Consider the following 14,467-nt stretch of genomic DNA (forward strand, 5'->3'; position numbering starts at 1 on the left):
TGTTCTTTTCGTTGCCTGTCTGCGCGCGCGATTACCGCTTCGACGGGAGCATGACCGCGGAAGTGCTGCGTTCCTATCTCTCGCGGTCCATGACAACGATGTATTTGCTCACCGGCCACGGCGATTTCGACGACAACCTCCGCATGTTGACCAACTGCGGAGTGAAGTTCGCCGGGCGCGCTGTTTATCAGTGGGGCCGCGAGGAGGACGGTGAATCCGCACTGCCGAAGAAATTGGAACTCGCGAAGAGGAACGCGGCGAAGATTCACAGCCTTGATCCGGAAATCATCCTGCAAGCGTGTGTCTTTGAGATTGTCTCACGGGACGTGGATCGACTTCCGGTGCCACCGTGGGCTTTCGAAGGGTTGGGCCGTCCCGTGGAACACCGAAGCTTCCGGTATGAGGACATCATTTACGCCAGCGGACGCGGTAACAACCAGTGGAGCCGGGGAGCGTCAGTGCCGGACGTGAGCCGCAACGAAACCAAGCTGTGGTTTTATTTTCTGGCGGCGTCCTACATCGATGCGGGCTGCGAGGCGATTCACTTTGGCCAGGCGGAACTCATGAACGGCAATGACCCAAAACTGGATCACTGGGCGGAGGTGCTGGCTCTGGTGCGCCGTTACGCCGCGCGACATGCGCGACGTCATTTCGTCTTGTGTGATGCCCACGTGCCGCACGGCGGACTGGTGCGTGACGGAAAGTTGCTGCTGGATTTTCATTCCTTCCCGCTGCGCATTGAAGAGATCGCGGGCAAACCCGGGGAGGCGCGGTTGCGAATCGGGTATGCTGACGCGATTTACGGTCGCAGCCGAGGCGGCGTGACTCCCAGTGGCTGGCGCTGCGAGCATCTGCCGTATTTAGTGGAGTTCGACAACTACGGCCGGAGCAGCAAGCCCGGCGGAGCAGGCATGGGCAGGTTCTGGGTATGGGGCTGGGACGAGATTACCTGGTTCTCGCAACAGCCGGAAGATTATCGCAACCAGTGGCTGCGCTATGCCTGGCGGTGGGTCCGCGAGCACGACCCTGAGGGTTACCTGCAAATGCCCGGCTTCCGCTGTCTGTCTGGCGCCGCGGACGGCAAGCGTTGGTATGACGTGAACCAACCGAGCGCGGCGACGCCGAATGGTTTCGGACAGGAGCAAACGATTCGCGCCATCTGGGCCGCGGACAACGGCGGCCCACTTCCAAAGCTTTGACGGAATACGCTTACTTCTTCAACAACCCCTGTACTTCCAGCCAGTCGGCGAAGCGCTCGATCCAGTGGTCGGCGGGAAGATTTTGCTTTCGCATGCCGAAGCCGTGACCGCCTTTTGAATAAAGGTGCAACTCCGCTGATTTCTTCGCCGCCGTCCAGTCCTTGTAAATATCCACGCTGTGCGGCGCCAACCCGAGCGGGTCGTCACTCGCCGCGAGGATGAACATCGGCGGTGCGTCGGCGGGAACGCCACCCGGCTTGATCGTCCAGCTGTAGGCCAGATAAACTGGCGCCACGAAGTTGGGTCGCGTGTCAGGCGAGTAGTTGAAAGCCACCGACGCGGCCACGGTTCCGCCCGCCGAAAAGCCCATGATGCCGATCCGGTCGGGATTCACGCCGTATTCCTTCGCGTGCTTGCGCACGTGGCCGATCGCCGCGTTCCCGTCAGCCATGGCCAGTTTGACGACGGGCGCTACGATGTCGTCCAGCTTCCCTCGCGTCATCAACTCGCGCGTCGGATCGTCGGTCTTGCATTCCACGAGCCGGTATTTCAACACGAAACACGTCACGCCTTTGGTGTTGAGCCAGCGGGCGACATCGAATCCCTCACTGTCGATCGAAAGAGCGAAGAACGCGCCACCCGGGCAGATGACCACGGCCGTGCCGTTCGCATTCGCTGGATCCGCCGGGAAAACAGTGAGCGTTGGGTTGGCCACGTTGAAGACAATCCGCGTTTGCCACAGATTGGTCCGGCTTTCCTTCTCCCGCTGTTTCCAGTCTTCGGACCCGGGAACCGGACCGTCGTAGAGCCGAACGACCTTTTCCTCAGCAACGAGGCTTGAGCAGACCAGGGAAAGGACTAGGACCGCGAATGTTCGCCTGTTCATGATCACGGTGGTTGTAGGCAGCGGGACGCGTTCTGTCAAACAACCGGTAACACTCCGGGTCGCCGTTCTTCCGGTTGCCACAACTTTTTTCCGGGTTGCCCCTTCTCTTCTATTTCGCGCGCATGATAGGCGGACGCGGCCCGACGATCGAGACGTCCCATGGTTCGAAACCTATTTGCGCTGCGGGAGAACCGGGCCGCAATGTAAAATCCCCGCGCGTCGGGTCCACAAACCGCGGGTCTGCGACAAGACTGTTTTTGTCCTGTCCCGTCGCCTGCCACTCAGAATAGTTTTTATTACCAAACAGGACCGGCTTGGCGGACGCATTCCAGTAAAGGTTGCGATCAAACACGCAAACGTCGGGCCCGCAATGCGCGCTGCCATAATCCCCGACCGCCTTCCCCTCCGTGAAGCAAATCAGATTGCGCCGGCAACCAAGCTCGAACCCGCCGATGCCGCCACGTTCCACTTGCGCGCCGCGATTGAAGGCAAAAATGTTGTTTTCCACGGTGATGTCACGGTCGTGGTGCGCAAACAAAGCGCCATCCTGGCAACGGTACACAAGGTTCTTCAGGATCGACAGATCGTGGCTGCCCTCGTCCGGATAGATTCCCCAACCGCCGTACTCCCGTCGCGTGACATCATGCACGACGTTGCAAGCGATGCGGCTGCCGGGCGTGCTGCAGGCGTAAATCCCGGCCAGGTCGCTGAGCACGCCCTGGCCGATGTCGTGCACGTGATTGTATTCGACGATATTGCCCCGGGCCTGGCTCGACCCGAAATCCTGCACCGAGCCGATGGAAATGCCCGAATAGAAAAAGTCGAAGATGTGATTATGCACGATCCTGTTCTCCCCATTGTCGCCCACGAACACCCCCACGCCCGCTGCAGTGAGCCGTCCTCCATGAGCAATCATGTTGTCCGCCACGGTGATCCTTTGGCTGTGCGGCCCTTTCGGCATGGCGGCCTTGCGCTGGAGTCCTCGCTGCGTCAGCCGGCCTGACCCGTCGGTCTCCCACGAGAAGAAGTGGCCGATCCGGATTCCTCCCGCGCCGATATCCGTGATCCGGTTGCGCGCGATCTCGATGTCTGCACAGCCGACATCCACCTCAATACCGTAGTTGCCGACATGTTCAATGCCGCCGCCGGTGACGGCGCATCGTTCGGCATGATCAAACAGCAGTGCGCCGGGCACTTCGATTCCGGCTTGCAGCGACGAGGCATAACCTGCGGGCGGCTGCCATTCGGTATGAGAAAACGTAATGCCCTCGAAACGCAGGTCGTGCACCGGGGCGTCCGCGCCTCCGACCACTCGCAACACCTGCTGCAGCCGCGGTGCGATCAATTCGGCCGGCGCCATTTCTTCCCCCGGTAGCGGAAGATAGAACAGCACTCCGCTCGGACGCTCCAGATACCATTGACCGGGTGTGTCCAGCGCCTCGAACACGTTCTCCACCCAATACACCGAAGGTCGCCCGGACATCTCGACCAGCGCAAACAGACTCGGGCGGTCGAGGGTTACGGTGCGCGTCTGGGCGTTGACGCTCTCGATCGGCAGCCGGTTGTCCAGCCACCGGGTGATTCCGATGACGTCCACATCCCGAAGATTGCGCCACTCGGGCACAATATCCCCCGGTGCATAGACAAACTGCTTCGTCGGGCTCCTGAGAAAGTCGCCGGTGTAACCCGGCAGCGATTCAATCCGATATTCTCCCTTTTTTGGCAACCGCGTCCGCGACCTCCGTTCGCCGTTCACAAAAAGCTGTCGGAAATTCAGGCGTCCCGCCTTGACTTGCGGAATGTTCACCTTCCAGGCCTTGCGACCATTGACCTCGTCCCAATGCCCCACCGGCAGACGCCATCCGCCGCTGACAACCACATTTTCGCCCTCTGCCGCAGCGTAAACGACCGGAGCTTTCTCCGCTCCGGAATCTTCCGGACCAAACTCCAGGGTTGAGTCGAGAAAGTACGTCCCGCTTCGCAGCACCACGCGAACGGTCCGCGGTTCCTTATGGGTCTTGCGCAGGCTGCGAACTGCATCGCGAGCCCGAGTGATCGTCGCGAACGGTCCGTCGTTTCCGGCGGGCTTGGATGATGTGCCCGACCAAGCGTCGTTGCCTCGTGCAGAAACGTAAAAATCCGCCACCCCCGGATTTTCAAACGATGTCGCGGCGACAGCCCTCAATCCGCCCGAGACGCACGCTGCGACCAGCAAGAGTTTCAGTTGCGCCGATGCGATCATGGCATTGGCGCTCTTTCCTAGATCGCCGCGTCCGAGGCGCCGGTCAGGAGCCGGCATTTCATCTTGCCTTGAGATACAGCACCGCGTCCCCATCCATCGGTGGGTGGAACAGTTCCTTGCCATTGGAGGACGCAACGCGGCCATTTCCCGACATGGTGCCTTTTGCTGGATCAAACCATTCGTAATCATAAACTCCTGCCTTCAGGCTCACGGAAAAATCTGCGCCGGCTCTGGGTTGGTAAACCAGGTACTCAACGCCGTCATTGGCCAGACAATATCCGGTTGATGCCCGCTCGTCTCGCGGCATCATGGACGTCAGATTCATCCTCTCTGCGAACACACGTGTTTCGCCCATGCTGCGTCGCACGTTTTCCGCATTTTCCGGGAGAGTTTCCCACAGGGAGGATTTTTCGTACGGGTCCATCCACACCGGATTCAGCCCTCGAAGGAAGCTTTTCCAAACCCAGATCCGATTGCCTCCGACTCCCCACAAATGGTCGGTGTCCGCGACAACGACTTTCACCCCCGCGGCCGCGGGTGGATTCTCTTTATAGTCGTTCTTGTCCGGACTCGGCGAAATCCAGTCGGCGGGACTGTTGAACAACCGGTCGGTATCATCGCCGCCACCGAAGCCGTCCGAGGTAATGCCGACCGGATGCTGCTTCGGTTTGGACTTCTCGTACTCATGAATGAAGCGAATCAGGTGATACTGCCAGTCGGTGGAGGGAAGACCGTTTTCATTGGAGATTTCGTAAAGAACGTTGTCGAGGTCGTTCACCGTGTCGATCACTTGGCGTACGTACGCTTCCTGCAACCGGGTGATCGCAGGGCTGGCCAGCGCGTAAATCTCCAGTCCCTTTCCCTGACGATTCAGATCGCCGTCGATTCCGTTGATGTTGTTGCAGGGGTTGAAGGGGTGCGTCTTCCAGCCGTCCGGAACAAAGCGGAGTCCCCAGCCCTCGAAGAGCATGATCGAGACGTAAACACCGCGTTGGCCGGCAGCTTCGACGCGCGACCTCAGCCGTTTGAAGTAATCGTCGTCGAACTTCTCGAGATCGAATTTTGGCTTGTTGTCCAGGGCGTTGCCGGGTCCGGCGCGTTTCCATGGGTGTGGCGCGCAGTATCGGGCTTGTGCGCTTTGCCTTTCGGTCCATTTGGGCAGTTCCCACCGCCAGAGCCGGATGAAGTTGTGATGATGTCTTGCCAGGAAATCGAGGTAATGGGCAAAGTCGAAGGCGGGAGGAGGATCAGAGTAGCCCATGTCTTGAAGGCTGTTCCAGGTGTGCGAACCGGTGAGATAAATGGCCCTGCCGCTGTCATCGGTGAAGTAACGCCGGTTGGCTGGATGAAGTCGCAAAGGCCCCTGTATTGGAAATATTCGCGGTGCTGACGCTGCGGGATCCACCGTACTGCGGACTTGATGCTCTGCAGCGTTGATCACCAGCACACCATCCTGCCAGCTTGCGGGCCGGGTGAATGGCTGCGTGCCGCTGGTGGGGAAATGGCCGATCCATTCGCGATCGCCGGTCGCCGGATCAACCCATTCCGCCGCGGCCGAGTTCGCCGCCGTGATTTTCGCCATGTTCACCTCGATGTTCGGATCGCCGGCAATGTAGGCGATAATCCATGTGCCCTCGGCGGAACGACCTCCAAGATTCAGCACGTCGCCCCGGGTCTTTCCGCCGGCGCTCAGCACAGACGGGTCGGGAGTGAATGCCCACCATTTCGGCAGGCGGGTAAAAACGTCCCGCAGTACCGTCATCTGTTTCGCACCGGGATCATCGAGGGCCTCTCGCCACCGTGGTTTGACACGCCAGGAATCGTTGTGGCCGTAGCCGTGGAACCCCCCGGCCAGGCAGGTATAGTACGCCTCGCGCCGCACCAACAACGGCGTGACAGGATATCCATACTCTTCGCCACCTTCATACACACCTTCCAGCATCGTCACCGGTTTGAAGGGTGATTTTTGGTAGTCGGCGACAGCCATCGGATAGATGGCATCGAGCCGGTTCCACACCTGGATGGAATTGAACCCCAGCCAGGGCTCCGCGTGCATGAAACTGGAACTGGCCGGCGACGGATCGGGGTGCATCGAGAAGAGGTACCTGCCGCGGTCTCCTTCTTGAATGCCTTCAGCAAGTTTGCGCGCGATCGCCTCATAGCTGTCGAGAGCTTTCGGATAAATCGTCCATATAATATTGGGGTCATCGCGATACCTCCTCGTGACCCAGGCAGCCCATGGCCTGGCGTTGTCCACCGTCATCCGGTCGCCGTAAGTCTGGTGGTAAATCCCGATGAGCAGATGGATGTCATTCGTTTGCGCGAGTTTTACCACCGCGTCCACGTGCGCGAAATATTTTGGATTTGGCGTCGCCGGATTGTTGTCCACCCAGGGATGCTCTCCTTCGAGGTTCGGACCCGTCCCGTTGCCGACTCCGGTGAGCATGACCATGACCACGCTGAATCCCTTGGTCTTGCGGTTTTCAAGGATCCGCTTCGCGTCGCCCAGGGAATAACGGCGAAACAACTCCCACTGCGTGTCCGCCAGAAAATAGAACGGTTCACCCCGCGCATCGACAAAATACCGGCCGTTTGGACTGACGCGAATCGGACCCGGCGCTGCCCCGGCTGGAAAAGAGGCCATGCTCAGCGCCGCCAGCGCCACCACGTGACCCGGAATGATCCGCATTTTCATTCGGAATCTCACTTTCGTCCAAGCCACACGGATACCGAAGCGTCCCGTCTTCCTCTGCGATTCCTCTGTCTTCGTGTCAGGGAGAAAACCGGGATCAGGTGATCTTCGGCACAACGTAGGGCTGTCGGTAGTCACGATGAGAAAGCGCGTTGGCTTCGGTCGCAAAATTCTTGACGAACCGTTCCTGCTTCGGGTCGAACGTTACCCAGGGTCCAAGAGTGGCGGGGGTGCCACCGAGATCAACGCCGTTTTCGCGCAAATACTCGCGACAACGATCGAAGGCATCCGCCAGTTCACGGTCTTCACGGACCGTTGCCTGGATCGCCTCGGGCGATGACTGCTTCCCGAGCCGGTGGGAAATGTTCGCCATGTGGCAGCAGGCAGTGGAACGGTGCCCCTCCAACACCTCGGCTACCAGCTCGCCGGCCTTCCGGTCGCGGACGGCGCCCAGAAAGTTGGAGAGGTGCGAGGTTTCCAGTTTTTTTTCGCTGCCGTCGTCGGGGATGTCCTTGATTCTCTTTCCCTGTTTGTCGAAGAGCGCGCCTCCGGAGGCGTCGCCGGCGAAGTAACCGCCTTCGCAGTCAATCACGATACCACCGGTCCGATTTCGAAACTTGCCGATCGATCCCTTCGAAATGCTCACGTTGCGGACCTCGCAGATGAGCGGGGCCGGCTGGTAATCGAACAGGGCGAGATGGGTGTTGGCTGTTTCACCGCAGTCGTTGAACGCAAACCGGCCGCCAATGCTCATGGCGCGCGGAGGCGGTTGGTTCTGTCCCAGCGCCCATCGGCAAATGTCCATGACGTGAATCCCGTTGTTGCCGATCTCGCCACCGCCCGTGGCCCAGAACCAGTGCCATTCGTAATGCAGTTGCTTTCGCATAAGCGGAGTCTTGGGAGCGGGGCCGCACCAGAGATCATAGTCCACCGTGGCCGGTGGTGGCGTCGGAGCGCTGACCCCGCCGATACCGTCGCGCGGCCGGTAAACCAACGCGTGGGCAAACCGGATGGCGCCAAGCTCGCCGCCGCGCAGGTCGTCAAACACCCGGCGCAGGAAAGTGCTCGAACGATTCTGAGTGCCGACCTGGACCATTCGGCTGTATTTCCGGGCGGCAGCGACCATTTGCCGGCCTTCCCAGATGTCGTAGGAAAGCGGCTTCTCGACATAGGCGTCCTTGCCGGCCTGACAGGCCCAGACGGTCGCCAGCGCATGCCAGTGATTCGGCAGGGCGATGACCACCGCGTCGATGGTTTTGTCGTCGAAAACTCTGCGAAGATCGCGATAAGTGGCGACCTCTTCGCCTCGATCCTTGAAAGGCCGGGTCTCGCGGTCGAGGTGCGTCTGGTCCACGTCGCACAATGCGACAATTCTGGCGCCGGGGACCTCTCGCACGCGGGGAATGAGCTGATGTCCTCGTCCGCCGACACCGCCGACCGCGGTGGTTGAGCCGAGCCCTATCACCGCTACACGCGCGGTGTCGTTGGGGCCCGGAGATCGGGACGAACGCTGGGCTCCGATCACTATTCCCGGCATCCCCAGCGCGAGCCCGGCCGTCACCGAACTCTTCAGAAAGTTTCTACGCGTGGTCCGTTTCATGGTTGTTTCCTCAATTGTTCCGCGGTTTCAGAGCCCCGGATGAAGTTGTGTTGATGTCTTCCCGAAAATCGGGTGGACAGGAAAGTCGAAGGCGGGCGTCGCTGCGGGAGTGTCCGCATCACCAGCCGGTCTCGTTCTCAGGAAAGGAGCTATCTTCGGGTTCATCGTCATTAAATGCGAGCGGAGTGATCATCGTCCATACGCCAGCGGAGTTGCCTTGTCACCTGGAAAAAAAGGCGCGCGAACATCTGAGATCCGTTGCCCGCAATTCGTCTGGCGCGGCCCGGGAACGACCCGCGTCTTCGTAAAGTGGCACGCGGATGCCGGTGTTAATTCCGTTTGATGGTCTGCATGGCTTTGCCCAGCGCGCGCAGTTGTTCCATGAAAGAGTCGCTGATCATGCCGTCGATCCCGATGGGCACATCCCAGGTGACGACACCACCCTGATCTACAATCTTGCGGGTGCAATCGATCACTTGCCAGTTTTTGAAGCGGGGCGGGCTTTGACACCACATCGGCCCGAGAAAACTCAGCATGTGAAACTGGGCGCTGCCGACCCAGCGACCTTCGCATTTCACTTTGTCCGGTTCATTGATTTCGCCGGCGGTGTAGTCCTCGGCAGGTGTCAACGTGATGATGGGATTGATCACCCCGGGGTTGAAGGCAATGATACTGTTCGGATTGCCAGCGCGGGCCGCGGCGGCGAAGCTGGCAAAGTTGGGGGGCGTCGGATGCCGGTACATTGCGTCGGAGTAATAGCAGCCGTCAAACCACCAGCCGGACACCTTGTCACCCCAGCGCAAGGACCATTCGCGGATGACGGCTTCCCATTTTCGTTGAAAATTCTCCAGTCGATCGTCCGATCCTCTCCGCCACTCGAGCGCCTTCATGGCTGCGGGATCGCGGTCGGGCGCGCCGGAAGGCAGGTACACCATCAGCCGGATGCCTCTGGCATGAAGCGGCTCGTACAGGTCTGCGATCAGGTCGCGTTTGGAACACTTGCCGGGCAGGTTGCCAACGAACTTGTCGTAGGTTGCGTTGGGTGAACAGTAAAACCCCGAGTTCTGGCCCAGCGTGACGACATAATAGCCGGCGCCGGCGGACGCCAACTCGTCGGCCAGTCCCTTCACGTCAAAGCCATCGACAGCCTTGTTCCAGTTTTCGACGGTGATTTGATCGTCTTTCAGGACCGTGTCGGCCATGTAATGCGTAAACACGCCCCATTTCGCGTCTTTGAACCAGTCAGTCCGACGGGTCTTCACCGATGTTCCCTCGCTTGCCGCGAATCCGATACTACTCATCAGCGATAGGGCAATCAGGTAAAACTCGATGCTTCGTCCGTTCATTCCAAAATGATAGACCGCATCAACTCTTGCGGACAGACTAACGATGCAATTCCTTCGCAGCAGGATTCGTTCGGTTGGGGACTGTCCGTCGCGGATACCCGAAAAATTCCCAGATCACGCCGGGGAGTTCCGTCTCATCGACATTTGAGTAATTCAATGTCGAAACCGCCTCTTCGATCATCGGATCGGCATAGCGTCGGTATCCCGGCCAGAGTTCCGGACTGTAACCTATGACCGGATGCCCGGATTTGTTCCCGGGTCTGCGATCGGTCTCGTTCCTCGACCGGATTGCCCGCTTCCAATGCCTCAAGAGTGCTGGTTCTGTTCCTTTGTCGGTTAATCCGAATACTCCGGTCATGCCGTTGTGGTACGCCATCTCGGCCCCCAACACCGCTCCCGACATCTGCGCCAAGTGGTATCCGCCGCTGGTATAATCCGTGGTGTACCAGTCGCGTTCTGGAAACCGGAATCCTTCGCGCGTGTAGGTATCGGTGTTTGCGCCCGACGGATAGACGGCCAACAAATACATCACGAGGTCATATCGGTTGGCCGCGTCGGAAGGATGCTTGCCTCCAGGGAAGGTGACTCCGTCGAACGTGAACAAATCGTGGGGCCACCCGCTGTCCGCCCAGTAATCGACCGCGGCCTGATCGCCCGAGACAAGCGCACAGGCCAGGGAAGGTCCCATATAGCGGCTGTACCAGTTCGGGAATGAGACCATCTTTTTCCCCTCGCGCATTTCGGGAGGAACCACGTCGTGGCCTGATTGGGAAGGCGCGCCCGGGTTGCGCGTGTCAAACTTGAGGCGTTCTGCGGACAATTTGAACCAGTCTTTTAACTTCGTCTTCTCCGCGGAGGAAAGCTTGTCCGGGTGGTAAGCCAGAATCAAATCGAACATCCAGGGAACCGAATATCCGGAAGAATAGCAGCCGGCGGTGCCATACCAGTCCGGCAGACCACTTGGGAAGGCCCTCATGAAACTGAGCAAGGAGGCGCGGATGGCATTAGCCTTCTCGGGTGCCGGCTGGATCGCATAGTTCAAAGCCGCCTTCATGTTGGTCGGATGAGGATTCGAGTTGTCCGGAATCGTCTTCACCGCGATGGCATCCCTGATTTCGGCATTGTACCGGTCGTAGAGATGCCGGGGACTGTGCCGCACCAGGATCATCTGCCGCATTTCATCGATCTCGCTCTGGTTGTAATAAAGATTGGGATGGCTTCCGTCCGCGATCGGAGTGACCCGTCCCCACATCCCCTTTGGCGAGTCGGTGAGAGGCGTGCGGTTGTCAGCCGCAAGGAACATCGTCGTCAGCATCATCGCCATCGCGCACAGGCGGGTCTTTTCGGTCTGATCATTCATTGGAACCTCGACGCCAACACCGCGATTGTATTCAGCTTTTGCGATTCGAAGAATCGCGCCCAGTTTTGGCAACAATACCAAACAGGGTCAAAACAGTCGACGACCGCGGTTTGCTTCCCTTTCGACCGTTGTCACGCGCCGTTCTGCTTTTGAAGATCCTGCCAGCCATCGGACGGTCAAACCAGATGCGGGCATGCCGCCTCCCATTCTTGATTTGTCTGTCACCCGCCATAAGGGATCTCTCAATCCAAAACCTTTGGCAAATCGGGCAACAGGTCGCAGCCGCGCGACCGGCCTCGCTTTATCGCATAGCGGATGTAAAGGCGGCGGAAGTCAGACGCCAGAAATTGGAAGTGGAAGCGAGACCTGTCCCTGAAAACTTAAATCACGCGAGCGTTATTGGCTGGCCGGCAGACAAACCCGCACAAAAGAGCTTTGCTCAGGAACTGGCGGCTGTTGCGCGTTACGTGGCGAAGCCAACCGGCTGAACACCCCACTGAGACGGCAATCCAAGCTCTACCTCCCCTCGCGATTCTATTTCGCGCTTATTCGCGGAGGAGTCCTTGGTGGCGCAGCCACTCGGCACACGTCTCCGTCCAGGCTGAGCACAAGTGGTCGTTCTTGCGGACACCGAAGTCGTGGGCCGACCCCGCATAGACGTGGAGTTCAGCCGACACTCCGGCCTTTTTGAGAGCGAGATACATGAGCACGCTGTTCTCCGGCGGACTGATGATGTCCTCGCCACCATGCACGAGGAAGACCGGCGGTGTGTTGGTCGGGACGCGCAGATCCGGCGCGAGTTCATCTTTGTCCTTCGCCTTGAGGTAACCCGAATAAACCGGAATCGCGAAGTCGGGCCGGCAACTGATTTTGTCCACGTCATCAACCGGCTCGTAGGTCCGCTTCTCGAAACTCGTCGCTGTCGCAATCGCCAGATGGCCGCCCGCGGAGAAACCCACGATGCCGATGCGATCCGGTTTGATGCCCCATTCAACTGCCCGACTCCGCACCAGACTGACAGCTCGCTGCGCGTCCTGCAGCGGGCGTCGGGCGGGTTCTTTTTCCGGCTCACCCGGACGTCGCGGCACGCGATACTTGAGGATGATTCCAGTCGCGCCAATCGAGTTCAGCCACTCGGCGACTTCCTCGCCTTCGAGTTGCCAGTAAAGATTCCAGTAGCCGCCTCCGGGACAGATCAGGACTGCAGTGCCTGTCTCCTTTTCCTTTGTAGGCCGATAGATTGTGATCGTTGGCTTTGAGACATCGGTGATCATGCGGGTCGGTTCAGTGACCTCGACCTGCTTGCGGTCGAGCGCCGGCGACATGCGAACCCTTTCCGGGCCGATGTTGCCGGGTTCATCGGGAGGTTTGCCCGGCCAGATCTCGACGACCAGCGGTTCGGCGGCGGCGGCCGACCATGCGACCGTCAACGATACGAACAACAACAAAGCTGACAAAGTGGTTTTCATGATGAGATTCCTCCGAAGTGGACTGGTAAATGTTTTTGAATCTGATCGTCAGGCAACTTGTCGAACGGCGGCCGCCGGATTACCGGTTAGAAATTGCGGCACAGAAATTCTTTCACTACAGCAAGGCGTTCCTCGTCATAGAACGCCGCTCCGCCATGAGCAGCGCCGTGAACGATCTCCAATTGAACCGGAGCTTTCGCTTTCCTGTATGCGCCCCAAAGCTCGAGCGCCTGATTGACGGGCATCTGCGGATCCTGATCGCCGTGCAACAGGAGAAGCGGAGGATCATGAGGATCCACGTGAAAGGCGGGACTCGCGAGCCGGGCGAGCGCGGGAACGTCGTCCGGCTGGCCGCCCAGCAGGAGGTCCAGCGCCGGCACGCGAACCTTCAAGCCGTGTGGCGTTGATTGGTTGAGAATGGTCGTCAGGTTCGCCGCGCCGTAGAAACTGATGATTCCCTGCACGTCTGAACTCTGCGTTCGGTCGCTCCCGATTTCCCCTTCGAGCTCGGCGTAACCGTTGGACACGCCCACCAGCGCCGCGAGATGCCCGCCGGCCGAATCGCCGGCGATTACAATCTTCCTCGAAGGAACGCGCCATTGCCGGCTGTGCCCGCGCAGAAAACGGATGGCGGCTTTCAGGTCATGAATCTGCGCCGGAAACCTGGCCACGGTGGAAAGACGATAATCAACGCTGGCGATGGCATATCCTTCCTCCGCCAGTTTCCCGATTGGAACACTGCTTTTTGAACCGGACCGCCAGGCTCCGCCGTGCACCCAGACGATCAACGGCACTCGTGGTTTTCCGTGAGGAAGATGAAGATCCAGCTTCAGGGGCTGCCCGCCGACACGTGCATACTCGACGTCGCGGATGATTTCGCCCGAATCCGCGGCGATGCCCCTGACTGAAGACAAGAGAAGCAAAACAACCGACGACAGAAGTATTCGGATTATGGAGCGCACGAGCCGACAATAACGAAGGGCCAGTCGCGTGGCGAGAGTCCATCGAAACCGGTCCGGAACCAGGAATGGGGGAACTTTCTACTTGTCCCGTTGCTACCGGCCACTTATGTTCCGTTACGCTGTCGGAAAGCAAACTCGTATCAGTCCGTTTCCTGCTGGCATGAGCCCTCGATTGAAGACCTTTTGGACGCGCGTTCTACTCGCGACCGTGGGCGTCATCGGATCGCCACCACAACACGCACTTGCGTCGTCTCCTGTCTCTTCACCCGTGTCCTCCATGGTCAACCAGTATTGCGTGGACTGCCACGACACCGAAATGAAGAAGGGTGGACTCGACCTTGACAGCATCCTCGGGGACGACGTGACGCAACATTCTGAAGTCTGGGAAAAAGTTGTCCGCAAACTGCGCACGCGCCAGATGCCGCCGATGGAAAAGCGCCGCCCTGATGAAAACACCTACGACAAGGTCGTGACTCGACTGTCGGACGCGCTGAACAGCGCGGCTGTCGCGCATCCGAATCCCGGCCGAACGGAAACGTTGCGACGGCTCAACCGGACCGAATACGAGAACGTCATTCGCGACCTTCTCGCGCTGGATATCGATTCCACCGAGTTGCTCCCGAAAGATGACGCCGGCCAGGGGTTCGACAACGTCGCGGTCGGGGTTCTCTCTCCGACGCTCCTGGACCGCTATATTTCCGCCGCGCAAAA

Annotated in this window: 10 protein-coding genes; 2 read left to right on the plus strand and 8 right to left on the minus strand. The window is 59.3% G+C overall.

From position 1 onward, the window contains the following. Positions 1-1,199: hypothetical protein (locus tag VN887_15785; GenBank protein ID HXT41467.1), on the plus strand; the 1,199-nt coding region annotated here is incomplete at its 5' end. 10 nt (positions 1,200-1,209) lie between these two features. Here the strand turns inward: VN887_15785 and VN887_15790 are convergent. From VN887_15790 to VN887_15825, 8 genes are all read right to left on the minus strand, one after another. Then, entirely contained in the window at positions 1,210-2,085 is an 876-nt protein-coding gene (locus VN887_15790; GenBank protein HXT41468.1) for an alpha/beta hydrolase, read from the minus strand. Between the two features lie 109 nt (positions 2,086-2,194). Then, the gene (locus VN887_15795) at positions 2,195-4,384 is read right to left on the minus strand and encodes a hypothetical protein (protein HXT41469.1); all 2,190 of its coding nucleotides are present in this window, start codon (positions 4,382-4,384) and stop codon (positions 2,195-2,197) included. Position 4,385: 1 nt separating this feature from the next. Next, a complete protein-coding gene (locus VN887_15800; GenBank protein HXT41470.1) occupies positions 4,386-7,022 on the minus strand; it encodes a DUF4038 domain-containing protein in 2,637 nt (878 codons plus the stop codon). A 94-nt stretch (positions 7,023-7,116) separates the two neighbouring features. Further along, positions 7,117-8,619: a Gfo/Idh/MocA family oxidoreductase gene (locus VN887_15805; GenBank protein HXT41471.1), complete on the minus strand. Its 1,503-nt coding sequence runs from the start codon at positions 8,617-8,619 to the stop codon at positions 7,117-7,119. Positions 8,620-8,948: 329 nt separating this feature from the next. Beyond that, positions 8,949-9,965, minus strand: a complete 1,017-nt coding sequence (locus tag VN887_15810) for an alpha-L-fucosidase (protein HXT41472.1) — start codon at positions 9,963-9,965, stop codon at positions 8,949-8,951. A gap of 37 nt (positions 9,966-10,002) precedes the next feature. After that, entirely contained in the window at positions 10,003-11,325 is a 1,323-nt protein-coding gene (locus VN887_15815; GenBank protein HXT41473.1) for a hypothetical protein, read from the minus strand. Positions 11,326-11,870: 545 nt separating this feature from the next. Then, entirely contained in the window at positions 11,871-12,794 is a 924-nt protein-coding gene (locus VN887_15820; GenBank protein ID HXT41474.1) for an alpha/beta hydrolase, read from the minus strand. A gap of 86 nt (positions 12,795-12,880) precedes the next feature. Beyond that, positions 12,881-13,708, minus strand: a complete 828-nt coding sequence (locus VN887_15825; protein ID HXT41475.1) for an alpha/beta hydrolase — start codon at positions 13,706-13,708, stop codon at positions 12,881-12,883. 208 nt (positions 13,709-13,916) lie between these two features. Here VN887_15825 and VN887_15830 point away from each other — a divergent pair. Beyond that, positions 13,917-14,467: DUF1587 domain-containing protein (locus VN887_15830; protein HXT41476.1), on the plus strand; the 551-nt coding region annotated here is incomplete at its 3' end.

Source organism: Candidatus Angelobacter sp., from assembly GCA_035607015.1.
Lineage (GTDB): Bacteria > Verrucomicrobiota > Verrucomicrobiia > Limisphaerales > AV2 > AV2.